This is a genomic window from Streptomyces sp. AK08-02 (genome assembly GCF_033795085.1).
GTDB classification, from domain to species: domain Bacteria; phylum Actinomycetota; class Actinomycetes; order Streptomycetales; family Streptomycetaceae; genus Streptomyces; species Streptomyces echiniscabiei.
Genome location: NZ_JARAZV010000005.1, coordinates 39,912 through 64,599 on the forward strand (window position 1 = coordinate 39,912; position 24,688 = coordinate 64,599).

The following is a 24,688-nucleotide window of genomic DNA, read 5'->3' on the forward strand; positions in this document are numbered from 1 at the left end:
AGACCACCGCAAGCCCGCACACAGACGATCACACGATCGAGCTAATGCGACCCTGTACGCACTCCATAGCGAGCAGCTCGAACCCCCTGTGAGGGGCTCACGCCGGGTGGCGCAGCCCCCCGAAGACCAGCCGTGCCACCGCGTCGGCGACCTCCCGCTCGCCCATGCCGCGCCCGTCGGGCCGGTACCACTCCACGACCGAGTTGATCATCCCGAAGACGAGCCGGGTCGCGAGCCGCACCTCCACGTCGCCGCGTATGTCCCCCTCGGCGGCGGCCGCCTTGAGCAGCTCGGCCACCCGGTGGTCGAAGTCGCGGCGCCGGTCCAGTGCCCAGCGCTCGGTGCCGGTGTTGCCGCGCACCCGCAGCAGCAGCGTCACGTACGGCAGTTCGGCGATGAGCACCTCGACCATGCGCCGCACGACGTACTCCAGGCGTCCGGCGGCGGGCCCCACGCGCGCGTGCTCCTCGTCGAGGATCCCGAAGAGCCCGTCCAGCGCCCGGCTGACGGCCAGCCGCAGCAGTTCCTCCTTGCCGGTGACGTGGTGGTAGATCGACGACTTGGAGATGCCCGCGGCCTTGGAGAGGTGCTCCATGGAGGTGCCGTCGTAGCCGCGCTCGTTGAACACCTGGACGGCGACCTGGAGCAGCGTCTGCGGGGTGTACGTGTCGCGCTTGGCGGTGGTCATGGGGTGCCCTCCCGCTTGTCGGTGGCGTACGCGTGGCGGTAGAGCGCGAGGGACGGCGCGTACCGTCCGCTCGGGTCGCGCTGGTGCAGCTCGTCGAGGATCTCGTGCGCCCAGCTCCGGCCGAGCCGGCGGCTCCACTCGAACGGCCCGAGCGGGTAGTTGACTCCGAGGCGCATCGCCGTGTCGACGTCCTCCTCGGTGGCGACGCCCTTGGCGACCGCGTCGTGCGCGAGGTCGACGATCCTGGCCACCGTACGGGCGACGATCATGCCGGGGGCGTCCCCGAGGACGCTGACGTCCTTGCCGAGCGCCTGGAAGAGGCCGATGGCCTCGGAGAGGGTCTGCGGCTGGGTGTCCTGGGAGGCGGACAGGGCCATCCGGGTGGCCCGGCGGTAGTCGAGGGCGAGATCGAAGTAGACGACGTCCCGGAACTCGACGCTGGTCTGCCCGTCGGCGAGGACCAGCTGACCGCCGCTGGGCAGCACCAGCCGGGTGCCGTGGTCCTCCTCGTCCTCACGGACGGGAATGCCCGCCTCGCGGATCAGCGCGAGGAGGTCGGCCGCGGGGCCCAGGTCACCCTCGGCGACGACGTAGGCGGGCGGCTGGGCCTGTTCCGCGGTGTGCGGTTCGGCGCGCTCGGCGTCCTCCCCGTACTCGTACCAGCCCTGCCCGGTCTTCCGGCCGAGCCGGCCCGACTCGACGAGCCGGCGCTGGGCGAGTGAGGGCGTGAACCGCACGTCGTGGAAGAAGGCCTGCCACACGGAGTGGGTGACGGCCTCGTTGACGTCCTGCCCGATGAGGTCGGTGAGCTCGAACGCGCCCATCATGAACCCGCCGCAGTCGCGCAGCACCGCGTCGATGGTGGCGGGGTCGGCGGACTGGGCCTCGTACGCCGCGAAGGCCTCCGCGTAGAAGGGCCGGGCGAGGCGGTTGACGATGAACCCGGGGGTGTCGGCGCAGGCGACCGGCGTCTTGCCCCAGGCGCGGGCCATCTCGTACGCGCGCGTGGCCGAGGTGACGTCGGTGGCGAACCCGGAGACGACCTCCACCAGGGGCAGCAGCGGCGCCGGGTTGAAGAAGTGCAGCCCCACGAACCGCCCGGGGTTGCGCAGGGCGCCGCCGATGGCGGTGACGGACAGGGAGGAGGTGTTGGTGGCGAGCAGACAGTCGTCGTCGACCACGTCCTCCAGGGCGCGCATCAACTCCTGCTTCACGTCGAGCCGTTCGAGGACGGCTTCCACGACGAGGGAGCAGTCGGCGAGTTCGGCGAGGTTCCCGGCGACGTGCAGCCGGCCCCGTGCGGCGTCCCGGTCGGCCGCCGTCATCCGGTCCTTCTCGACGAGCCGGTCGAGCCGCGCGCCGATCGCGTCGGCGGCGTCCTGGGCCCGGCCCGGCGCGGCGTCGAACAGCCGTACGTGATGACCGGCGACCAGCGCGACCTGGGCGATGCCCTGGCCCATGGTGCCGGTGCCGACGACGGCCACGGGGCTGCTGAGGTCGAGTGCAGTCATGTGCGCGATCCTCCCGCACGAGCTTGTCCACAGATGCGGCGGACCCCCTTGTCCCGACCGATCGTTCGGTTACTCTAGCTCTGTCGTGCCTTTCCCGCCCAGGTCATGAGCTCAACGAAGTGCTCTTGAGACGAGGAGTTGGTCCCCTGATGGCCGCCGAACTCACCGCGCACCAGCTGATCGCCCAGCACCGGCCCACCCTCGACCAGGCGCTGGAAGCGATCCGCACGCGCGCGTACTGGTCCCCGCACCCCGAACACCCCAAGGCGTACGGGGAGGACGGCAGTCTGGACATGGCGGCCGGCAAGGCCGCCTTCGACGCCGTCCTGAACACCCGCCTCGACCTCGGCCAGCCCGGCACGGACGACTGGGTGGGCGGCGAGGTGTCCCCGTACGGCGTCGGCCTCGGCGTCACCTACCCGCACGCGGACGTCGACGTGCTGCTGCCGGCCATGAAGGCGGGCCAGGGCGCCTGGCGCGACGCGGGCGCGGAGGTCCGCGCGATGGTCTGTCTGGAGATCCTCAGGCGGATCAGCGGCCGGACGCACGAGTTCGCGCACGCGGTCATGCACACCAGCGGCCAGGCCTTCATGATGGCGTTCCAGGCGGGCGGCCCGCACGCCCAGGACCGCGGCCTGGAAGCGGTGGCCTACGCGTACGCGGAGCAGGTCCGCACCCCTGGCACCGCGGAGTGGTCCAAGCCCCAGGGCAAGCGCGACCCGCTGGCCCTCACGAAGGAGTTCACGCCGGTCCCGCGCGGCATCGCCCTCGTCATCGGCTGCAACACCTTCCCCACGTGGAACGGCTACCCGGGCCTGTTCGCGTCCCTGGCCACGGGCAACGCGGTCCTCGTGAAGCCCCACCCGCGCGCGGTACTGCCGCTCGCGCTGACGGTCGCCGTAGCACGCGAGGTCCTGGCGGAGGCCGGCTTCGACCCGAACCTGGTGGCACTGGCGGCCGAGCGCCCCGGCGAGGGCGTCGCGAAGACGCTCGCCACCCGCCCCGAGATCCGGATCATCGACTACACGGGCTCGACGTCGTTCGGCGACTGGCTGGAGGCCAACGCCCGCCAGGCGCAGGTCTACACGGAGAAGGCCGGCGTCAACACGGTGATCGTGGAGTCGACCGACAACTACAAGGGCATGCTGGCGAACCTCGCCTTCGCCCTCTCCCTGTACAGCGGCCAGATGTGCACCACCCCCCAGAACCTGCTCATCCCCCGCGACGGCATCCGTACGGAGGAGGGCCACAAGTCGTACGACGAGGTGGTCACCGGTCTCGCCGCCGCGGTGGGCGGGCTGCTGGGCGACGACGCGCGCGCGAACGGGCTGCTGGGCGCGATCGTCAACCCCGATGTGAAGGCACGGCTGGAGGCCGCGGCCGGACTCGGTGAGGTCGCCCTGGCCTCACGGGAGATCGTGAACCCCGAGTTCCCGGAGGCGGTGGTCCGTACGCCCGTCATCGTGAAGCTGGACGGCGCGCGGAAATACTGGGAGGGGGCCGACTCCGAGGCCGCCTACATGAGCGAGTGCTTCGGCCCGGTCTCCTTCGCCGTCGCGGTCGACTCGGCGGCGGACTCCGTGGAGTTGCTGCGGCGGACGATCCGCGACAAGGGCGCGATGACGGTCGGCGCGTACACGACCGACCCGGAGTTCGAACAGGCCGTCCAGGAGGCCTGCCTGGAGGAGTGCGCCCAGCTGTCGCTGAACCTGACCGGCGGGGTGTACGTCAACCAGACGGCCGCCTTCTCCGACTTCCACGGCTCGGGCGGCAACCCGGCGGCGAACGCGGCCCTGTGCGACGGCGCGTTCGTGGCGAACCGCTTCCGGGTGGTCGAGGTCCGCCGCCAGGCCTAGAAAGCCCCGTTACCGGTGACGCTCCAGTGGTACAGCGTCATGGCCACGCTGGTCGCGAGGTTGTAGCTGGAGACCTGGGGACGCATCGGGAGCGACACCAGATGGTCGGCACGCGCGCGTAGTTCGGGCGACAGCCCGCTGCGTTCGGAGCCGAAGGCGAGGACGGCGTCGTCCGGGAGCTTCAGCCCCCGGATGTCGTCGCCCTCCGGGTCGAGCGCGAACACCGGCCCGGCCGGCAGGTCGGCCACCGCGAGGCGCTCCACGGCGGTCGCGAAGTGCAGCCCCGCCCCGGCCCGTACGACGGTGGGGTGCCAGGGGTCGAGCGTCCCGGTGGTGAAGACCCCGGTCGCGCCGAACCCGGCGGCGAGCCGGATCACCGCCCCGGCGTTGCCGAGGTTGCGCGGATTGTCGAGGACGACAACGGGCGCGGTCCGGGGCGAGCGGGCGAGCGCCTCCAGGTTGCCCGCGCGGGAGGGCCGTACGGCGAGGGCGGCCACCCCGGTGGGGTGCGGGCGCGGCACGAGCGAGGTGTACGTCGCCTCCGGGACCTCGGTCAGGAGGGCGTCCAGGGTGCCCCGTACGTCTGTGGCCAGCTGTCCCGCGAGCTCCAGGGTCGCCCGCCGGTCGGTGGTCACGGCCAGCGGGATCCGCGCGCCGAAGCGGGCGGCGTGCTTGAGGGCGTGGAAGCCGTCGAGCAGGACACAGGTGCCGGCGAGCCGGTGCCAGTCGCCCACCGGGTCGTTCGCCGGCTCCGCCGCCTCGTCCGTCATGCGGTGAAGCCTACGTGCGGTGGCTGCGCCGTCTCGTCCGCCGTTTCCTCGTCGGCCGTCCCGGGGGTGCGCTGGCTCGGCCCGAAGCGTCCGTCGCCCGGCAGCCGGGCGAGCAGCCGCACGCGCGCGCGTGCGGCCCGTTCGCCGAGGCCGCGCAGGAAGGACGTCGGCAGGAACACGGCGTCCGCGGCGATCATCGCGAGCGAGAAGAACGGCAGCCCGAGGACGACGGCGATCACGGCGTGCTCGGTCATCATCACGGCCAGCAGGACGTTCTTGACGCGCCGGTTGAAGAGCGTGAAGGGGAAGGCGACCTGCACGGCCACGGTCCCGTACGTCACCAGCATCACCATCGTGCCGCTCGACGACATCAGGTCGGAGAGCGCGGGCCACGGGGAGAAGTAGTCGAGGTGGAGCGGGTAGTAGACGGCGGTGCCGTCCTGCCAGCGCGTGCCCTGGATCTTGTACCAGCCGGCCGTCGCGTAGATCAGGCAGGCCTCTGCCATGATCACGAAGAGGGCCGCGTTGTGCACGACGTTGCCGACGATGTCGAGGAGCATCCGCGGCTCATCTCCCCGCTCACGGCGCGCCACGGCCCACCAGACGGCCTGCGCCAGCCACATGCCCCAGAGGATCGCCGGGACCATCGGGTCACCGCCGAGCTTTCCGGCGACCGTACCGGCGACGAGGAACACCCCGAGAACGGCCCAGAGGACGGGGCCCACGCGGTCGGGGGCGGCGTCGAAGAGCACGCGCGCGCGTGCCTTGCGGGCGCGCCGGGCGTCCAGGGACCACACCTGTCCGCAGCGCGTGAACACCAGGTAGACGGACATCAGGTGCAGGACGTTGTCGCCGCCGTCGCCGACGAAGATGCTGCGGTTCTGGAGCGAGAGCACGCCGACCATGAAGACCACGGACAGCGTGCGGGTGCGCCAGCCGAGCAGGAGAAGAAGACCGGCGAGAACGGCGAGCACGTAGACGAGTTCGAACCAGATCTGGCTGCCGGACCACATCAGGACCGTGAAGGCACCGTTGTCCGCGATGAGCTGCTGGGCGAGATCCCAGCTCCAGGGGCCGTCGGGGCCGTACAACTCCTGCCGGTGCGGGAACTCGCGCAGCAGGAACAGCAGCCAGGTCGCCGAGAGGCCGATCCGGACGACGGCGGTCTGGTAGGGGCCCAGCGCGGTCTCGGTGACCCGGCCTATGCCCTGGGACACCGAACGGGAGAGCGAACGCGAGGCGGCGGGGACGAGGCGGGTCATGAGCCCTCCGCCTTCGTCGTACCGGCCGGGCCCGCCGCCTCGGCGGGCGCCTCGTCGTCGGGGACGGGCCACCAGGGCAGTACGCGGTACGTGGGCTTCTCGGGCACCTGCTCCTGGCTCCACTCGGGCGGTCGGACGTTCGTACTGCGGGAGCGGACCTGGACCCGGTCGATCGTGCCGCCGGGCCCGGCCGCGTCCTCCCGGTCCAGGCGCAGGACGACGATGCGGCGCAGATACCGCTCGGCCAGGACGCCGCGCAGGCCCGAGGGACGGTTCTGTGCGTCGTGCGAGGCGAGAAGGAAGTCCCAGGCCCGGCGCAGCTCGTTCTGCTGGGTGTGACTCGGCAGCAGGTTGCCGTCGATGGCCTTGCCGTCCAGCGCGGAGAGGTCGTACCAGCCGGTCGTCCGGGCCCCGCCGTCCGCCGTACGCACATCGGCGCGGACCTCTACAGCGATGTTCTGCTGCAGCGGATTGGGGGCGAACAGCTTCCAGTTCTGCTCGAACTCCGGGTAGATCCATTCGTCGATCGCCCGGGCGTGCTCCTTCGAGACCGTGTTCGAGGGCGCGACATGCAGAAAGACCATGCCGAGGTGGACACACGCGGCAACGGCGACGACCGCGACGGCCAGGGCGGCGCCGATCTGATACGGGAGCGAGAGAGCCGCCAGTGCCGGGCGGGGAGCTTCCCGGGAGGCGAGGTGAGGTGCGGCGCCCGGGTCCGGCGGCCCGGACCCGGGCGGTGGCTGAGCGCCGTCGGACGGGGGCCCCTCCGCCTCGCCGGGCTCGTCGCGCCCGTGCCCGGCGTCCGGGCCTGCCTCGTACGCGTCCATTCCGCCCCGTCTCCCGATACCCGGTCCCACCGCACCCACCGGCCCACGCGCACCACCACACGGCATGCGCACGGGCACGGTACTCATGGCCACCCGCCCAGCACAGCCCCCTCCGCACACCCGTGCGACCGATGGCCAGTGCCCACACGCCCGGTCCCGGGAGTTGTCCACAGCCGTTGACACCCTATGGCCCACCGCCGGACGATCGACTCGGACAAACCGAACGATCGGTCACCGTCTCGCACCCTCCCGGCCCCACCCGTTCCCTTCTTCTAGAACCTGTTCTATCTTGACGCCCCGTCAGGTCACCCGCCCCGGCCCGAGAGGACAACACCGTGGACTTCAGGTTCAGTGAGGAGCAGCAGGCGGCGGTCGAGGCGGCCCAGGCGGTGTTCGGCGGGGTCGCACCGGACGCGGTGCCCAGTCCGTCACTCGTCGCGGGTGCCGTCGCGGACGACTTCGACCGGGCGCTGTGGGAGAACCTCGCCGGCGCGGACCTGCTGAGCCTCCTGCTCACCGAGGAGTTCGGCGGGGCCGGCCTCGACGCCATCGCCCTGTGCCTCGTCCTGCGCGAGTCGGCGAAGGTACTGGCCAGAGTGCCCCTGCTGGAGAGCTGCGCCGCCGCCGCGGCCCTACAGGCGTACGGAAGCCGGGAGTTGCGGGGCGAGTTGCTGCGCCGCGCCGGGACCGGCGAACTCGTGCTCACCGTCGCCGCGCACGGCCGCACCGGCCACGACCCGGCCGAACTCGCCGTGACCGCGAGCCGGGACGGCGACAGCTGGGTGCTCGACGGGACACAGACGGCGGTGCCCTGGGCCCACAACGCCGACTTCGTCCTCGTACCCGCGCGCACGAGCGCAGACCGGACCGTCCTCGCCCTCGTCCCCCGCGCCCCCGGCGGCGCCCCGCTCGACGGCGTCGGCCTCGCCGAACAGATATCCACCGCCGGTGAACGGCTCGGCGAGCTGCGCCTGGACTCCGTGCGGCTGCCCGACCGGTACGTCCTCGACGCCGACGGCGCCTGGCCCTGGCTGCGCGACCTGCTCACCGTCGGCACCTGCGCGCAGGCACTCGGACTGGGAACCGCGGTACTGCGCATGACCAGCGACTACACCGGTAAGCGTGTGCAGTTCGGGCACCCACTGGCGACGTTCCAGGCCGTCGCCGTCCAGGCCGCCGACCGGTACATCGACCTGCGCGCGATGGAGGCCACGCTGTGGCAGGCCGCGTGGCGCATCAGCACCGGGGCGGGCGGCGCGCTGCCCGCCTCCGGGGACGTGGCCGTCGCCAAGATCTGGGCCTCGGAGGGAGTACGCCGGGTCGTCCAGACCGCGCAGCACCTGCACGGCGGCTTCGGCGCCGACACCGACTATCCGCTGCACCGCTACCACGCCTGGGCCAAACACCTCGAACTGTCGCTCGGCCCCGCCGCCGCCCACGAGGAGACGCTCGGCGACCTCCTCGCGGCCCACCAACTCGGCTGAAGCCGCCCGCCGGCCACCAGACACCGCGGTTCAGACGCCGCGACTCAGGCGACGAAGCCCGGCGCACCCTCGTCGGTGACGACCGGGCGGCCCGCCGCCTCCCACATCTGCATACCGCCGTCGACGTTCACCGCGTCGATGCCCTGCTGGACCAGATAGTTCGTCACCTGGGCCGACCGGCCACCGGAGCGGCAGATCACATTGACCCGGCCGTCCTGCGGCGCCGCCTCGGTCAACTCGCCGTAGCGGGCGACGAACTCGCTCATCGGGAGGTGCAACGCCCCCTCGGCGTGCCCCGCCTGCCACTCCTCGTCCTCACGGACATCCAGCAGGAAGTCGCCGTCCTTGAGGTCCGCGACCTCGACCGTGGGAACACCAGATCCAAAAACCATGCCCTGACGATACCCAGGTCACCGCCCGAGCAGCGCCGCGAGCTCCTCCTCACGCTGCGAAACCTGAGCCAGCAACTGCTCGGCGATCTCCTCCAGGAGACGGTCCGGGTCGTCCGGAGCGAGCTTCAGCATCGCGCCGATCGCCCCCTCCTCCAGCTCACTGGCGACCAGCGTGAGCAGCTCCTTGCGCCGGGAAAGCCACTCCAGGCGGGCGTACAGCTCCTCGCTGTGACTCGGCCGCCACTCGGCGGGCACCGGACCGGCCGCCCACTCCTCGGCCAGCTCCCGCAGCAGCACCTCGTCACCCCGCCCGTAGGCACTGTTGACCCGGGCGATGAACTCGTCGCGCCGAGCCCGCTCCCCCTCGTCCTGCGCCAGGTCCGGATGGGCCTTGCGAACCAGCTCGCGGTACAGCTTGCGGGCCTCGTCACTCGGGCGGACCCGCTGCGGAGGCCGTACCGGCTGCTCGGTGAGCATCGCCGCCGCCTCCGGGAACAGCCCCTCCGAGTCCATCCAGCCGTGGAACAGCTCCTCGACACCCGGCATCGGCATGACCCGAGCCCGCGCCTCCTGCGCCGCTCGCACGTCCTCCGGATCACCGCTGCGCGCGGCCTTCGCCTCAGCGATCTCCGCGTCCAGCTCATCGAGGCGGGCGTACATCGGACCGAGCTTCTGGTGGTGCAGCCGGGAAAAGTTCTCGACCTCGATACGGAAGGTCTCGACCGCGATCTCGTACTCGATGAGCGCCTGCTCGGCGACCCGCACGGCCCGCTCCAACCGCTCCTCGGGCCGCGGCCCCTCAGCCGCGCCCTCGACCGTGTCGGCCGCGCCGGACGGCGCCTGCGCGTCAGGGCGCTCCCGCGGCCCTTCGGCGTCGGGCTCGGACGAGGACTGCTCAGCTTCCGGGGTCGTCACCCGCCCAAGCCTAGGCCACGGCTCAGGTGCCCACCCCGGGTCACCGAACAGAGCCCGAACCAGCCCCGCGCCCACCGCACCCCGTACCCGTCACTCCAGTCACTCCCGTCCCAAGTGTCACCCCCGTCACACGCCCATCTCCGCGTCGATCCTCCCCGCCCGCACCGCTGCCACCAGATCCGCGTGGTCCGCCTCCGTACGGTCCGCGTAGGCCGTCGCGAACGTCGCCATCGCCTCGTCCAGCTCGTCGCTCTTGCCGCAGTAGCCGGCGACCAGACGGGGGTCGGCGCTGTGAGAGTGGGCGCGGGCCAGGAGGGCGCCCGTCATCCGGCCGTAGTCGTCGATCTGGTCGGCGGACAGGGCGGCCGGGTCGACGCTGCCCTTGCGGTTGCGGAACTGCCGTACCTGGAAAGGCAGTCCGTCGACCGTCGTCCAGCCGAGGAGGCTGTCGCTGACCACCTGCATACGCTTCTGGCCGAGCACCACCCGACGCCCCTCGTGCACCGCGCCCACCGCCTCCGCCGGATCCCAGCCGGCCGTGGACAGATGCGGGACCAGCGCCGAGGGCCGGGCCTCCTTCACCTGGAGGACGAGAGACTCCCCCTTGTGGTCGAGGAGCAGGACGACGTACGACCGCGCGCCCACACTTCCTGTGCCGACGATGCGGAAAGCCACATCGTGCACCGAGTGGCGGGCCAGCAGCGGGAGGCGGTCCTCCGACAGCGTGCTCACGTACTCCTCCAGGGACGCCGCCACCAACGCGGCCTCCACGTCCGGCACCCTCCGCAGCACCGGCGGGGCGTCCACGAAGCGCCGCCCGCCGTCGTCGGTGACCTCCGTCGACCTGGCCGCGAAGCGCCCGCTGGTGTTGCCCCGCGCCTTCTCGGAGACCCGCTCCAGCGTGCCGATCAGATCGTGGGCATCCGTGTGGGAGACCAGCTCCTCGTCCGCGATCGCGTTCCACGCGTCGAGCACGGACAGCTTCGCGAGCAGCCGCATGGTCCGGCGGTACGCGCCGACAGCGCCGTGCGCCGCCTGACGGCAGGTGCTCTCGTCCGCGCCCGCCTCGCGGCCCGCGAGCACCAGCGAGGCGGCGAGCCGCTTGAGGTCCCACTCCCAGGGACCCTGGACGGTTTCGTCGAAGTCGTTCAGATCCATGACCAGGCCGCCGCGCGCGTCACCGTACAGACCGAAGTTGCCCGCATGGGCGTCACCGCAGATCTGCGCACGGATCCTCGTCATCGGGGTACGGGCCAGGTCGTACGCCATCAGCCCCGCCGAACCGCGCAGAAAGGCGAACGGAGTGGCCGCCATCCTGCCCACCCTTATCGGGGTCAGCTCGGGGATACGACCGCGGTTGGACTCCCGGACCGCCGCCTCCGCATCCGGACGGCCGCCGTCCGCGCCGGTGTCGAAGGAGGCGTGCGCGCCGCGCGGAACCTGCCGCCGCAGCGCCTTCCCCTCCTCCTTGGGAGAGCCCTCCGACTGCCACTGGGCGAACCCACGCACCTGGGGAAGCTCCCGCACCCGGCTCCGCGCCACCGTGGCCCCCGCAGACCCCGTACCGACCTCGGTCATCGCGACCGCCTCCCCCGCTCCGCTCGCCACCGCCAACATCAACTCGCGACGACCGTACAACGACGGACCAGATCAGGTCAGAGCCTGTGGATAACTCGGATCACCCCTGTGGGACGCACCTGAATGAGAGAGACCTTGTGTCCCGCGCCGAGGCTCGTCACCCGCCCACTCCCGGCCGGAGCGCGATGCCGTCAGCGTGGCCCGCACAAAGGTCGAAGGCTTCCGCCCGTGAGATACCTCACCGCCGGGGCCCCCCACGCCAACGAGAAACGGGTCTTCACCATGACTTCCGTCACTGGTGAAGACCCGTTCCATCGGTTCTTCTTTGTTTTGTGCGCGAGGGGGGAGTTGAACCCCCACGCCCTTGCGGGCACTGGAACCTGAATCCAGCGCGTCTGCCATTCCGCCACTCGCGCATTCGCTGTGTCCTCAGGCCCTGCTCCCTGCGGTGCGGGGGCCTTCCGACATCGAGAAGATTAGCACGCTGGAAGTGGTGGGTTCACATCCCTTTCCCCACCCCGGACGCCCTCCGCCACCACCGTGACCGAGCCGGACCGGGGGCGACTTCGTATCAACACGTGCTGGTTCACGTATCAACCTCGTACCGGTCCAGCCCATCTCCCCAGGAGGCGGGCAAGGTGCACAGTCAGGTGCGGGACACTGGTTTGGCGCCGCCTCTACGATCTGGGTACGGCTCAAGGAGTTCGAAGGGGAGCTTCCGAGGGAACTTCGTCAGGCGTCGACACCCGTCGACCGTCCTGACAGGGGGAACCAGCCGATTTCCCGGCGCGTGGATACGATCAGTAAGCAGTACCAAGCACGACTGGCACGGCCCGCAAGGCTTCAGACAGAGCAGCAACCAGGAGGAGGTGCCCCATGGGAGTCCTGAAGAAGTTCGAGCAGCGTCTCGAAGGTCTGGTCAACGGCACCTTCGCCAAAGTGTTCAAGTCCGAGGTCCAGCCCGTGGAGATCGCGGGCGCACTGCAACGCGAGTGCGACAACAACGCGACCATCTGGAACCGCGACCGGACCGTCGTACCCAACGACTTCATCGTAGAACTGAGCGCACCCGACCACGAGCGCCTCAGCCCCTACTCCGGACAGCTCGGCGACGAGCTCGCCGGGATGGTGCAGGACTACGCCAAGCAGCAGCGGTACACCTTCATGGGCACCGTCAAGGTGCACCTGGAGAAGGCCGACGACCTGGACACCGGTCTTTACCGGGTACGCAGCCGTACGCTCGCCTCCTCCACCAACCAGCAGTCCCCCGGCGGCCCCGGCCCTGGCGCCGCCGCACCCGCGGCCCCGCCGAGGGGCCGGCCCGGAGCGGGCGGTTACGGCTATCCGCCCGCCGCCGCACCGCCCCCGATGCCGGCCGCACCGCCACCCGGCGGACGCCCCGGCGCCGCCCCGGCGGGCCCGCCCATGGGGCACCGCCCGACCGCGGGCGCCAACCGGATGCGGTGCTGGGTCGAGATCAACGGCGCCCGCCACCAGATCTCCGGCCCGACGCTCGTACTGGGCCGCAGCACCGAGGCCGACGTACGGATCGACGACCCCGGCGTCTCACGCCGGCACTGTGAGATCCGCCCCGGAACGCCCCCGACGATCCAGGATCTCGGGTCCACCAACGGCATCGTGGTGGACGGGACGCACACCACCCGCGCTACGCTCCGCGACGGCTCGCGAATCGTCGTGGGCAGCACCACCATCATTTACCGGCAAGCCGAAGGGTGAAGCGGGGGCAATGTCAGAGCTGACCCTCACGGTCATGCGGCTGGGTTTCCTGGCCGTACTGTGGCTGTTCGTGATCGTGGCCGTGCAGGTCATCCGCAGCGATCTGTTCGGTACGCGTGTCACCCAGCGCGGGTCGAGGCGTGACAGCGGCCGCCAGCAGCAGGCGACCGCCCGGCAGACCGCCGCGCCCCCCCAGCAGCGCCAGCAGCAGCCCTCGGGCGGCGGCAGGCAGCGCCGGGGCGCCCCCAGCAAACTGGTCGTCTCCGAGGGCACACTGACGGGCACCACCGTCGCCCTCCAGGGGCAGACGGTCACGCTCGGCCGGGCCCACGACTCGACCATCGTGCTGGACGACGACTACGCCTCCAGCAGGCATGCCAGGATCTACCCGGACCGCGACGGCCAGTGGATCGTCGAGGACCTCGGGTCCACCAACGGCACGTATCTCGACCGGACCCGGCTGACGACTCCCACGCCGATTCCGCTGGGCGCGCCGATCCGCATCGGCAAGACCGTCATCGAGCTGCGGAAGTAGTGCTACATCATGAATAGGCGCGAGCGGAGCGAGCACGCGGCGGCGGTCCACGCGAAGGGCCTCGGCGCGCTCCCGACCGGAGGGTGGGCACCGTGCGGATGTACCCGGAGCCGACGGGCGAGGTGCGCATGAGTCTGTCACTGCGCTTCGCCGCCGGATCGCACAAAGGCATGATCCGCGAGGGCAACGAGGACTCCGGCTACGCCGGTCCCCGCCTCCTCGCGATCGCCGACGGCATGGGCGGCCAGGCCGCCGGTGAGGTCGCCTCCTCCGAGGTGATCTCCACCATCGTCGCCCTCGACGACGACGTCCCCGGCTCCGACATCCTCACCTCGCTCGGCACCGCCGTGCAGCGGGCCAACGACCAGCTCAGGATGATGGTCGAGGAGGACCCCCAGCTGGAGGGCATGGGCACCACGCTCACCGCCCTCCTGTGGACGGGCCAGCGCCTCGGCCTCGTACACGTGGGCGACTCGCGTGCCTATCTCCTGCGCGACGGCGTCCTCACCCAGATCACGCAGGACCACACCTGGGTGCAGCGCCTCGTCGACGAGGGACGCATCACCGAGGAAGAGGCCACCACCCACCCGCAGCGCTCGCTCCTCATGCGCGCACTGGGCAGCGGCGACCACGTCGAACCCGACCTCTCCATCCGCGAGGTCCGGGCCGGCGACCGGTACCTGATCTGCTCCGACGGCCTGAGCGGGGTCGTGTCCCACCAGACCATGGAAGACACCCTCGCCAGCTACCAGGGCCCCCAGGAGACCGTGCAGCAGCTCATCGAGCTGGCTCTGCGCGGCGGCGGCCCCGACAACATCACCGTGATCATCGCCGACGTCCTGGACCTCGACACCGGAGACACCCTCGCCGGACAGCTGTCCGACGTACCCGTCGTGGTCGGCGCGGTCGCCGAGAACCAGCACAGCCAGCACCACATGCACGACGGCGGCGCCATGCAGACACCCGCCGGACGCGCCTCCGGGCTCGGCCGGCAGCGGCCCGCGCACGGCGGCGGTGGCGGCGAGTTCGGCCCGCCCGGCTCCGGCGACACCACCGGCTACATCCAGACCGGCGGCTTCGGCGGCTACACCGACGACGACTTCGTCAAACCCAGCGCCGGCCGCAGGTGGTTCAAGCGAACCCTCTACATCACCCTCGCCCTCGCCGTCATCGGCGGCGGCCTGTACGGCGGCTACCGCTGGACACAGACGCAGTACTACGTCGGTGCCAGCGACGAACACGTGGCGCTGTACCGGGGCATCAACCAGGACCTGGCCTGGGTCTCGCTCTCGAAGGTCGAGAAGGACCACCCCGAGATCGAACTCAAGTACCTGCCCGCCTACCAGCAGAAGCAGGTCGAGGGCACCATCACGGAGGGCGGCCTCAAGGACGCCCAGTCCAAGATCGCCGAGCTGGCCACCCAGGCCTCCGCGTGCAAGAAGCAGGAAGCACGGCGCGCGGCCGAGAACGCGAACAACGCCAAGACAGGCGAGGGCGAGGCAGGAGGCACCACGGGAACCACCCGTACCGCCGCCACGTCCAAGGCAACGCCAAGCCCGACGCCGTCCGGATCGGCGTCCCCGTCCACAACCGCACCCACTCCCACACCCGGCCCCAGCCTCTCCGAGGATGAGCAGAAGCTGGTCTCGCTGTGCGGTAAGCAGTAGGCAAGCCGTGAGGGGCCACTTCATACGATGAGCAGTACAACCAACTCTTCGCAGCACCACACGTCCACGATCGGCGCGATCGGCACCCCTAGCCGACGCAACACCGAACTGGCACTGCTGGTGTTCGCCGTCGTCATCCCGGTTTTCGCCTACGTCAACGTGGGCCTGGCCATCGACGACAAGATCCCCTCGGGCCTTCTCAGCTACGGCCTGGGCCTAGGCCTGATCGCCGGCGTCGGCCACCTCGTCGTACGGAAGTTCGCCCCGTACGCCGACCCGCTGCTGCTGCCCCTGGCCACGCTGCTCAACGGCATCGGCCTGGTCGTCATCTGGCGGCTGGACCAGTCCAAGAAGCTCCAGCGACTTCCCAACTACGTCGAAGCGGCCCCCCGCCAACTGCTGAACTCCGCACTGGGCGTCGCCCTGTTCGTGGCCGTACTGGTCCTCCTCAAGGACCACCGCATTCTGCAGCGCTACACCTACATCTCCATGGCCGGAGCCGTGGTCCTGCTGGTCCTGCCGCTGATCCCGGGCCTCGGCTTCGACAACTTCGGCGCCAAGATCTGGATCAGGATCCCCGGCCTCGGCAGCGTCCAGCCCGGCGAGTTCGCGAAGATCGCCCTCGCGATCTTCTTCGCCGGCTACCTGATGGTGAAACGCGACGCGCTCGCCCTCGCCAGCCGCCGCTTCATGGGCCTGTACCTGCCCCGCGGCCGCGACCTCGGCCCGATCATCGTGGTCTGGATCATCTCGATCCTGATCCTGGTCTTCGAGACCGACCTCGGTACGTCGCTGCTGTTCTTCGGAATGTTCATCATCATGCTGTACGTCGCCACCGAGCGGACCAGCTGGATCGTCTTCGGTCTGCTGATGTCGGCGGCCGGCGCGGTCGGCGTCGCCAGCTTCGAGTCGCACGTCCAACAGCGCGTCCAGGCCTGGCTCGACCCGATGAACGAATACCTGCTCAGCCAGAAGGGCATATACGGCCACACCGAGCAGTCCATGCAGGCACTGTGGGCCTTCGGCTCCGGCGGCACCCTCGGCACCGGCCTCGGCCAGGGCAACTCCGACCTCATCGGCTTCGCCGCCAACTCCGACTTCATCCTCGCCACCTTCGGCGAGGAACTCGGCCTGGCCGGCGTCATGGCGATCCTGCTGATCTACGGCCTGGTCGTGGAGCGCGGCGTCCGCACTTCCCTCGCCGCCCGCGACCCCTTCGGCAAGCTGCTGGCCATCGGCCTCTCCGGCGCCTTCGCCCTCCAGGTCTTCGTCGTCGCCGGCGGCGTCATGGGCCTGATCCCGCTCACTGGTATGACCATGCCGTTCCTCGCCGCCGGTGGCTCCTCCGTCATCGCCAACTGGGCCCTCATCGGCATCCTGCTCAGAATCAGCGACACCGCGCGCCGTCCGGCGCCCGCCCCAGCCCCCAGCCCCGACGCCGAGATGACCCAGGTGGTCCGACCGTGAACAAGCCCCTGCGCCGGATCGCCATCTTCTGCGGGCTCCTCGTGCTCGCCCTGCTCGTCCGCGACAACTGGATCCAGTACGTCCGGGCGGACGACCTCAAGGACGACACGCTCAACCGCCGTGTCGCCATCGAGCGGTACGCCACGCCACGCGGCAACATCATCGTCGACGGCAAGGCGATCACCGGCTCCACCGCGTCCGACAGCAGCGACTACGAGTACAAACGCAGCTACAAGGACGGGCCCATGTGGGCCCCCGTCACGGGCTACGCCTCGCAGGCGTTCGGCGCGACACAGCTGGAGTCCATCGACGACGGCATCCTCACCGGCAACGACGACCGGCTCTTCTTCCGCAACACCCTCGACATGATCACGGGCAAGAAGAAGCAGGGCGGCAACGTCATCACCACCCTCAACGCCGCCGCCCAGAAGGCCGCGTACGACGGCCTCAAGGGCCGCGGCAAGGGCGCGGTGGCCGCGATCGACCCGTCCACCGGCGCGATCCTGGCCCTGGCCTCCTTCCCCTCGTACGACCCCTCGACGTTCGCCGGGAACTCGAGTGCCGACTCGAAGGCCTGGGTCAAGCTCCAGAAGAAGGCCGACCCCAACGAGCCCATGCTCAACCGGGCCCTGCGCGACATCTACCCGCCCGGCTCCACCTTCAAGGTCGTGACGGCGGCGGCGGCCCTCGAGAACGGCCTGTACACGGACGCCGACGAGAAGACGGACTCGCCGCTCCCCTACAACCTGCCGACCACCACGACCCCGTTGAAGAACGAGGGCACCATCCCCTGCAAGAACGCGACGATGCGCGTCGCGCTCCAGTACTCCTGCAACACCGTCTTCGGCAAGATCGGCGCCGACCTCGGCAAGGACAAGATGCTGGAAGAGGCCAAGAAGTTCGGCTTCAACGCCGAGCAGTTCATCCCGGTCCGCTCCGCCGCCTCCAACTTCCCCGAGAAGATGGACCAGCCGCAGACCGCGCTCAGCTCCATCGGCCAGTTCGAGACGGCGACGACCCCGCTGCAGATGGCCATGGTGGCCGCCGCCGTCGCCAACGACGGCAAGCTGATGAAGCCCTACATGGTCGACAAGCTCCAGGCCCCCAACCTCGACGTGCTCGAACAGACCGAGCCCTCCGAGATGAGCCGGCCACTGTCCTCCAAGAACGCCCAGACCCTCCAGTCCATGATGGAGACGGTCGTCAAGGACGGCACCGGCAAGAACGCCCAGATCAGCGGCGTCACCGTCGGCGGCAAGACCGGTACCGCCCAGCACGGCGTCGACAACAGCGAGAAGCCGTACGCCTGGTTCATCTCCTACGCCAAGCTCGCCGACGGCAGCTCACCGGTCGCCGTGGCGGTCGTGGTCCAGGACGAGGGCGCCGTCCGCGACGCCATCTCGGGCGGCGGTCTGGCCGCGCCCATCGCCAAGAGCGTGATGGAGGCGGTCATCAACAGCAAGCAGTGAGCCCCGTCACGTCCCCTTCACATCGGTGCACGTTGCGATACCGGTCCGGTATCGGCTGACGGGCTTGGCCAGGTCACACAAATGAACCCGGGTACCGTATGCCCGGACGGCACACCGCCGGACCACACAGCAGGTGCGGTCGGGACCGACGGAGAGGGCTGGTAGGAAGCTATGGAAGAGCCGCGTCGCCTCGGCGGCCGGTACGAGCTGGGTCACGTGCTCGGCCGTGGTGGCATGGCAGAGGTATACCTCGCCCATGACACCCGCCTGGGCCGCACCGTGGCAGTGAAGACGTTGCGCGCCGACCTCGCGCGCGACCCTTCCTTCCAGGCCCGGTTCCGCCGGGAGGCCCAGTCGGCCGCCTCGCTCAACCATCCCGCGATCGTCGCCGTGTACGACACCGGCGAGGACTACATCGACGGGACGTCCATCCCGTACATCGTCATGGAGTACGTGGACGGCTCCACCCTCCGCGAACTCCTCCACTCGGGCCGCAAGCTGCTGCCCGAGCGGACGCTGGAGATGACCATCGGGATCCTCCAGGCGTTGGAGTACTCCCACAGAAGCGGCATCGTCCACCGGGACATCAAGCCGGCCAACGTGATGCTCACGCGCAACGGCCAGGTCAAGGTCATGGACTTCGGCATCGCCCGGGCGATGGGCGACTCCGGCATGACGATGACGCAGACGTCCGCGGTCATAGGAACAGCCCAGTACCTGTCGCCGGAACAGGCCAAGGGCGAGCAGGTGGACGCGAGGTCCGACCTGTACTCCTCCGGCTGCCTGCTCTACGAACTCCTCACGGTCCGCCCGCCGTTCATCGGGGACTCCCCGGTCGCGGTGGCCTACCAGCACGTACGGGAGGAACCGCAGCCCCCGTCGGTGTTCGACCCCGAGATCACGCCCGAGATGGACGCCATCGTCCTCAAGGCCCTGGTCAAGGACCCTGACTACCGGTACCAGTCCGCCGACGAGATGCGCGCCGACATCGAGGCCTGCCTCGACGGCCAGCCCGTCGCGGCCGCGGCGGCCATGGGCGCGGTCGGCTACGGCGCGTACGGCTACCCCGACGACCAGGCCACCACCGCCCTGCGCTCCGACGCCGGCGCCACCACCATGCTCCCCCCGATGAACCCGGACGACGGCGGCTTCGGCTACGACGACCGCGGCCCCCGCCGACGCCAGCAGAAGAAGTCGAACACCTCGACGATCCTCCTGGCCGTCGCGGGAGTACTGGTGCTGGTCGGCGCGATCCTGATCGGCAAGTACGTGTTCGACGGGCAGGCGGTGAACGACAGCGCCATCAAGAACCCGAACTTCGTCAGCCAGACCAAGGCCGACGCGCAGAAGGCCGCGGTGAACGTCGAGCTGCAACTGACGTTCACCGACAAACCCTGCGAGAACGAGCCCAAGGGCAACATCTGCTCCCAGAACCCGGCGGCCGGCGCCGACGTCAAGAAGAACGACACGATCGCGCTGGTGGTGTCCACCGGGGCACCGAAGGTGATCGTGCCGAGCGTGGTCGGCTCCAGCGTGGACGACGCCACGAAGAAGCTCGAGGGCGACGAGTACCAGTTCGACGTGAAAACGGTCGAGAAGGAGTCTCCCGAGGACCCGGGGTCTGTCCTGGAACAGTCCCTGAAGTTCGGCGCCGAGGTGGAGAAGGGCTCGAAGATCACCCTCACCATCGCCAAGGAAGTGAAGAAGTCGACGGTCCCGGACGTCACCGGCCAGGACTGTGACACCGCCAAGCAGCAGATGGCGGACAACGACCTCGTCGGCGAGTGCACGGAGGTCGAGACCCAGGACGACAACCAGGACGGCAAGGTCATCTCGACCTCACCGGCGGCCAACACACAGGCCGACCCGGGCTCCAAGGTGACCATCCAGATCGGCAAGAAGGCCGAGGAGCAGAAGACCAAGGTCCCGAACGTCGTCGGACAGACCGTGGGACAGGCCAAGCAGACCCTCCAGGCGTCCGGCTTCACCCAGATCCAGTTCACCAACGGCAGCGACCAGAGCGACACCGCCTTCGTCACCGGCCAGGACCCGCAGCGGGACACCGAGGTCGACGATCCGGGCAACACCCAGATCACGCTCCAGACCGTCAACTTCGGAAACGGCAACAACGGCGGAAACGGCGACAACAACGGCGGCGTCTTCGGCTGACCCCGCTTGTCACCTGAGTGAGCCCCGACACCTTTGCCAGGTGCCGGGGTTCACTCATACCCATGTGCGACATTCGACCACAACTTCGTACGCCGGAACTCGTTGGAGGGATCTGGAGGGATGACGAAAATCCGATGAGTTGAGAGGCAGCAAGACATGATCAACGAAACAGCGTTGCTGGAGTCCAAGGCGCTCCGCGACAGCGCGCTCGAACGCACGGACGTCCTCGACAAGGTGAAGGCGCTGTCACTGCTTCCGGACGGGATGCATGTGACGACGGCGATGGTGGCGGCGTACTTCGAGGTGGCGGAACGCGCGGTCAACCGGATGGCTCAACGACACCGGGAAGAGCTGACAGCGAATGGCCTGCGGATCCTGCGCGGCGAAGAGCTCACGCAATTCAAGGGAGACACGTTGTCTCTCTATTCGGGGAGTTGTCCACAGCCTCGTTCCAGCCTGGCCGTGTGGTCCCGACGAGCCGTCCTCAACGCGGCCATGCTGCTCCGCGACAGCGACATCGCACGTCAGATCCGCACCTATCTGCTCGACATGGAGTACCTGGCCCGCACTCAGCCCATGGCGAGTCCCGCCCCCACGGACCACGACGCCGTCTCCCTGGACGACCGCATCGACCAGCGCATCACCCACATCCTCGGCAGGACCGTCGTCCCCATGTTCAACGCCCTGATCGCGACGTCGGGCGAACACCGCAAGGAACTCGTCGCCCTGCGGACAGGCGTCCAGCGCATCGAACGGCGGCTCCACCAGCACCACGCCCGGCTGCAACGGCTCGAAGGAACCCGGGACGACCGGCCGGCCGTCGGAGTCATGGCAGCCATGGACGCCATGAACGGCCGCACCTTCGAGCACCACGTCGCCAAACTGCTCCGTCGCGACGGCTGTACCAACGTCGTCGTGCAGGGCGGTCACGGAGACCGCGGCGTCGACATCATCGCGCTCACCGCTGACGGACGCCGCCTCGTTGTGCAGTGCAAGCGGTTCGCGCCCTACCTCAACATCACCAGCCCTGACATGCAGAAGTTCGTCGGCTCGGCCAAGGTGCTGTACCGCGCGGAAGTGGCGCTCTACGTGGCGACGTGTCCGTTCACTCCGGAGGCGCTGAGCATCGCCACAGAGGCCGGGATCACCACCGTGCACCGCGGGGTGGTGGAGGAGTGGAGCGCCGGTGAGCCCCTGAAGGTCCTGGAATAGGCACGAGGGAGTGACGCGAGAGGCCCGAAGCCGCAAGAGAAAGTTGCGGCTTCGGGCCTCCGTCATGCTAGCGCCCGCCGGCCTGTCGACCCGTCAGGAAGGCGTTCCGTCACCCCAGTTCCTTCGGTGGTGTCCGGTCCCCGTCAACCTTCTCCACCCGCACCAGCTCCCCCCACACGATGTACCTGTACTCCGACGTGAACACCGGCGTACAGGTGGTCAGGGTGATGAAGCGGCCGGGCTTCTTCCTGCCCGACTCCTTCGGGACCTGCGCCAGGACCTCGACGTTGTACTTCGAGGTCTCCGGGAGGGTGGCGTAGACCTTGTAGACGTACCAGTCGTTCTTCGTCTCGAAGACGATCGGGTCGCCCTTCTTCAGCTTGTCGATGTTGTGGAACTTGGCACCGTGGCCGTCCCGGTGGGCCGCCAGCGTGAAGTTGCCCTGCTTCGCCTGGGGGAGCGCCGACTTGATCGGGTCCACGTAGTAGCCGGCGACTCCGTCGTTCAGGACCTTCGACGACGTGCCCTTCCTGACCAGGACCTCGCCGTTCCTCATCGCCGGGACGTGCAGGAAGCCGATGCCGTCCTTGGTGTCCAGCGCGCCCGGGCCCGTAGCGGTGTCGCCGTCTGCCCAATGGTCGCGAACCTGGTCACCCTGCTTGTTCGCCTCACGGTCCGCGACGACGTTCGTCCACCAGAGGCTGTACGCGACGAACAGGCCCAGTACCAGGCCCGCCGTGATGAGCAGTTCGCCGAAAAGACTCACCGCGGAGGCCAGTTTGCCGCCCCTGCGCCGCGGGCGGGCCTGCGACGGGGAAGCCGGGGCGCCGGCGGTCTGCTCGTCCTGGTCCGTCGTCGCTGCCACTCTTCATCTGCCCTTACTGCACGAGCGCATCCGGCTTGCCCTTGCTGCGCGGCCGTTCCTCGACCATCTTGCCCCACACGATCATCCGGTACTTGCTCGTGAACTCCGGCGTACACGTCGTGAGGGTGATGTAGCGGCCCGGCTTGGTGAAACCCGAGCCATTGGGAATCGGATTCAGCACGCTCGTGTTGCTCGGCGACGTGACCGGCAGGATCGACTCCATCTTGTAGACGTAGTACTTGTCCTGCGTCTCCACGACGATCGCGTCGCCCTTCTTCAGCCGGTTGATGTACCGGAACGGCTCGCCGTGCGTGTTGCGGTGGCCCGCGAGCCCGAAGTTGCCGGTCGCCGCGGACGGCATCGCCGTGGTGAGGCCACCCTCCGCGTAGTGGCCGACCATGCCCCGGTCCAGCACCTTGCTCTTGCTGGTGCCCTCCGCGATCGGCACCACCACGTCCAGCTTGGGGATGTCGAGGATGGCGAAGCCCTGCCCGGGCTCGAACGCCCCCGGCGCGCCCTTCCCGCTCGCCCAGTCCTCCTGCAGGCTCGTCGTCTCGCTCCCGGCCTGCGCGTGCGCCCGGACGTTCGTCCACCACAGCTGGTAGGTCACGAACAGCAGCATCAGCACACCGGTGGTGATGAACACCTCACCGATCGCCCGGCTCGCCATCACCGCCATGCCCGGCTTCTGCGCCCGCGCCGCCTGCCGCGCCGCGATCCGCGAGAGAGGCGCTCCGCCCGCCGACGCGTCGGCGGTCACGCCGTCCGACGCCTCCGACGCCTCGGACACCTCCTGCGGGCCCTCAGGGCGCCCGTGGCGGGCCTTGGCGGCCTTCCGGCGTGCCGCGCGCCCACCGGCCGCAGAAGGGCCCTCAGGGGCCCCTGTGGCCCTCGCGGCGGCCGAGGCCGCCGACATCGCGTTCCCGCCGGCTATTCGCGGCGCCTCGGGCCGCAGATCTGACGGCAGGTCCGCCAGCCGCAGCGCCACCGTCTCCTCGTCGATGGGCGGGAGAACGACCGTAGGCGGCGAGGGAGGGGCCACGGGAGGCGTCACGGAAGGGGCGGCCGCGGGAGGCGTCACCGGAGGGGCCGGGGGAGGCGCGTAGGGCACCTGCTCCTCGTAGACACCCACCTGCCAGTCCTGCGCGTACCCCCGCGACTCGTACTCCGACTCGGGTCCCGGGTCCCGGTGCTCCGACGCCCCGCGCTCCGCCGAGGCGTCGTAGGGGCGCGCATGACTGCGCCGCCTCCGCCGACCGCCCGCCCGACCCGGCGGCGGATCGTTCCGCTGCCCCGGCAACGGGTCGCTCAGCGGGTCCGCCATCCCGTCCACCGCCGCCTCGAACGCGCCAGGCGCCTCGTACGGCTGCTGCTGCCCGTACGAGGTTGCCTGGTCGCCGGTGTCTCCGTAGGCGGAGCCGGACTCGCGCTCGGGGCGCAGGGCGGTCACGCCGTGGCCCTGCCCACCACCGGGGCGAGCCCCACAGACCTCGCCACAGCACCCCGGTCACCGCACTCCGCCAGCCAGTTGGCCAGCATCAGGTGACCGTGCTCCGTCAGCACCGACTCGGGGTGGAACTGCACACCCTCGACCGGAAGCTCGCGGTGCCTGAGGCCCATGATGATGCCGTCGTGCGTACGGGCGGTCACCTCGAGCTCGGCCGGGACCGTCTCCGGTTCCGCCGCCAGGGAGTGGTAGCGGGTCGCCGTGAAGGGGCTCGGCAGACCGGCGAAGACTCCCCTGCCCTCGTGTTCCACGAGGGACGTCTTGCCGTGCAGCAGCTCGGGCGCACGGTCCACCACACCGCCGTACGCCACCTGCATCGACTGCATGCCCAGGCAGACCCCGAACACCGGCACCCCGGTGGCCGCGCAGTGACGGACCATCTCGATGCAGACGCCGGCCTCCTCGGGCGTACCCGGGCCGGGCGACAGCAGAACTCCGTCGAAGCCGTCCTGCGCGTGCGCCGTCGACACCTCGTCGTTGCGCAGCACCTCGCACTCGGCGCCCAGCTGGTACAGGTACTGGACCAGGTTGAAAACGAAGCTGTCGTAGTTGTCGACGACGAGAATCCGTGCGCTCACTGGTCGTTCACCGTCACATCGTTGAAGGGGAGGAGCGGTTCGGCCCACGGGAAGACGTACTGGAAGAGCACGTAGACAACCGCCAGCGCCAGCACGAGGGAGAGCAACGCCCTCACCCACGCGTTCCCTGGCAGATGCCGCCAGATCCAGCCGTACATGCCGTCCCTTCCGTCGCCCACGGCACCCGACTCGCGGC

The 24,688-nt window shown here is 69.9% G+C and carries 21 protein-coding genes and 1 tRNA gene; 9 read left to right on the top strand and 13 right to left on the bottom strand.

The features are described 5' to 3' along the window. Window positions 1–97: 97 nt before the first annotated feature. Both PV734_RS11135 and PV734_RS11140 read right to left on the bottom strand, forming a co-directional pair. Entirely contained in the window at window positions 98–688 is a 591-nt protein-coding gene (locus tag PV734_RS11135; RefSeq protein ID WP_319289377.1) for a TetR/AcrR family transcriptional regulator, read from the bottom strand. Continuing rightward, window positions 685–2,199, bottom strand: coding sequence for a 3-hydroxyacyl-CoA dehydrogenase (locus PV734_RS11140; protein ID WP_319097706.1), 1,515 nt, complete (start codon window positions 2,197–2,199; stop codon window positions 685–687). Before PV734_RS11140 ends, PV734_RS11135 begins: the two co-directional genes overlap by 4 nt. 149 nt (window positions 2,200–2,348) lie before the next feature. Between PV734_RS11140 and paaN the strand changes: the two genes are divergently transcribed. Then, complete coding sequence (gene paaN / locus PV734_RS11145) at window positions 2,349–4,055, top strand: phenylacetic acid degradation protein PaaN (protein ID WP_319097707.1); 1,707 nt, start codon at window positions 2,349–2,351, stop codon at window positions 4,053–4,055. Here the strand turns inward: paaN and PV734_RS11150 are convergent. From PV734_RS11150 to PV734_RS11160, 3 genes are read right to left on the bottom strand one after another with little or no spacing between them, the layout of a single operon-like run. After that, entirely contained in the window at window positions 4,052–4,825 is a 774-nt protein-coding gene (locus PV734_RS11150) for a TrmH family RNA methyltransferase (protein WP_319289378.1), read from the bottom strand. The two genes, paaN and PV734_RS11150, sit on opposite strands and share 4 nt — an antisense overlap. Next, window positions 4,822–6,087, bottom strand: a complete 1,266-nt coding sequence (locus PV734_RS11155; RefSeq protein WP_319289379.1) for an HTTM domain-containing protein — start codon at window positions 6,085–6,087, stop codon at window positions 4,822–4,824. The genes PV734_RS11150 and PV734_RS11155 overlap by 4 nt, the downstream gene beginning before the upstream one ends. Further along, window positions 6,084–6,917: a DUF5819 family protein gene (locus tag PV734_RS11160; protein WP_319289380.1), complete on the bottom strand. Its 834-nt coding sequence runs from the start codon at window positions 6,915–6,917 to the stop codon at window positions 6,084–6,086. The genes PV734_RS11155 and PV734_RS11160 overlap by 4 nt, the downstream gene beginning before the upstream one ends. Before the next feature lie 335 nt (window positions 6,918–7,252). Here PV734_RS11160 and PV734_RS11165 point away from each other — a divergent pair, with 335 nt between their 5' ends. Continuing rightward, window positions 7,253–8,401: an acyl-CoA dehydrogenase family protein gene (locus tag PV734_RS11165; protein WP_319289381.1), complete on the top strand. Its 1,149-nt coding sequence runs from the start codon at window positions 7,253–7,255 to the stop codon at window positions 8,399–8,401. A 44-nt stretch (window positions 8,402–8,445) separates the two neighbouring features. Here PV734_RS11165 and PV734_RS11170 read toward each other — a convergent pair whose 3' ends face one another. The 4 genes from PV734_RS11170 to PV734_RS11185 form a co-directional block, all read right to left on the bottom strand. Next, window positions 8,446–8,793, bottom strand: coding sequence for a rhodanese-like domain-containing protein (locus tag PV734_RS11170; RefSeq protein ID WP_319097712.1), 348 nt, complete (start codon window positions 8,791–8,793; stop codon window positions 8,446–8,448). A gap of 18 nt (window positions 8,794–8,811) precedes the next feature. Further along, entirely contained in the window at window positions 8,812–9,708 is an 897-nt protein-coding gene (locus PV734_RS11175) for a hypothetical protein (RefSeq protein WP_319097713.1), read from the bottom strand. A 126-nt stretch (window positions 9,709–9,834) separates the two neighbouring features. After that, window positions 9,835–11,286, bottom strand: coding sequence for a DUF2252 domain-containing protein (locus PV734_RS11180; RefSeq protein ID WP_319289382.1), 1,452 nt, complete (start codon window positions 11,284–11,286; stop codon window positions 9,835–9,837). Between the two features lie 333 nt (window positions 11,287–11,619). Continuing rightward, window positions 11,620–11,702, bottom strand: a tRNA-Leu gene (locus tag PV734_RS11185). A 460-nt stretch (window positions 11,703–12,162) separates the two neighbouring features. Here PV734_RS11185 and PV734_RS11190 point away from each other — a divergent pair. The 7 genes from PV734_RS11190 to PV734_RS11220 all read left to right on the top strand — a co-directional run bounded on the left by PV734_RS11190 (window position 12,163) and on the right by PV734_RS11220 (window position 21,542). Beyond that, window positions 12,163–13,023: a DUF3662 and FHA domain-containing protein gene (locus PV734_RS11190; RefSeq protein WP_319097716.1), complete on the top strand. Its 861-nt coding sequence runs from the start codon at window positions 12,163–12,165 to the stop codon at window positions 13,021–13,023. A 10-nt stretch (window positions 13,024–13,033) separates the two neighbouring features. Next, window positions 13,034–13,558: an FHA domain-containing protein gene (locus PV734_RS11195; protein ID WP_319097717.1), complete on the top strand. Its 525-nt coding sequence runs from the start codon at window positions 13,034–13,036 to the stop codon at window positions 13,556–13,558. 128 nt (window positions 13,559–13,686) lie between these two features. Next, window positions 13,687–15,225 (top strand): Stp1/IreP family PP2C-type Ser/Thr phosphatase, encoded by a 1,539-nt coding sequence (locus tag PV734_RS11200; protein ID WP_319289383.1) that lies wholly within the window; start codon window positions 13,687–13,689, stop codon window positions 15,223–15,225. A 27-nt stretch (window positions 15,226–15,252) separates the two neighbouring features. Then, entirely contained in the window at window positions 15,253–16,692 is a 1,440-nt protein-coding gene (locus tag PV734_RS11205; RefSeq protein WP_319097718.1) for an FtsW/RodA/SpoVE family cell cycle protein, read from the top strand. After that, on the top strand, window positions 16,689–18,161 hold the full coding sequence (locus tag PV734_RS11210) for a peptidoglycan D,D-transpeptidase FtsI family protein (RefSeq protein WP_319097719.1): 1,473 nt from the start codon (window positions 16,689–16,691) through the stop codon (window positions 18,159–18,161). Before PV734_RS11205 ends, PV734_RS11210 begins: the two co-directional genes overlap by 4 nt. 171 nt (window positions 18,162–18,332) lie before the next feature. Continuing rightward, entirely contained in the window at window positions 18,333–20,330 is a 1,998-nt protein-coding gene (gene pknB / locus PV734_RS11215; protein ID WP_319097721.1) for a Stk1 family PASTA domain-containing Ser/Thr kinase, read from the top strand. Window positions 20,331–20,486: 156 nt separating this feature from the next. Next, entirely contained in the window at window positions 20,487–21,542 is a 1,056-nt protein-coding gene (locus tag PV734_RS11220; protein ID WP_319097722.1) for a restriction endonuclease, read from the top strand. A 109-nt stretch (window positions 21,543–21,651) separates the two neighbouring features. On the opposite strand, the gene PV734_RS11225 is transcribed toward PV734_RS11220, so the two are convergent. The 4 genes from PV734_RS11225 to PV734_RS11240 are packed head-to-tail and all read right to left on the bottom strand — an operon-like array spanning window position 21,652 to window position 24,671. Then, entirely contained in the window at window positions 21,652–22,407 is a 756-nt protein-coding gene (locus tag PV734_RS11225; protein WP_319097723.1) for a class E sortase, read from the bottom strand. 13 nt (window positions 22,408–22,420) lie between these two features. Then, a complete protein-coding gene (locus PV734_RS11230; RefSeq protein WP_319289384.1) occupies window positions 22,421–23,857 on the bottom strand; it encodes a class E sortase in 1,437 nt (478 codons plus the stop codon). Further along, window positions 23,854–24,492, bottom strand: a complete 639-nt coding sequence (locus tag PV734_RS11235; protein ID WP_319097725.1) for an aminodeoxychorismate/anthranilate synthase component II — start codon at window positions 24,490–24,492, stop codon at window positions 23,854–23,856. Before PV734_RS11235 ends, PV734_RS11230 begins: the two co-directional genes overlap by 4 nt. Next, entirely contained in the window at window positions 24,489–24,671 is a 183-nt protein-coding gene (locus PV734_RS11240) for a hypothetical protein (RefSeq protein WP_164315836.1), read from the bottom strand. The genes PV734_RS11235 and PV734_RS11240 overlap by 4 nt, the downstream gene beginning before the upstream one ends. Window positions 24,672–24,688: the final 17 nt, after the last annotated feature.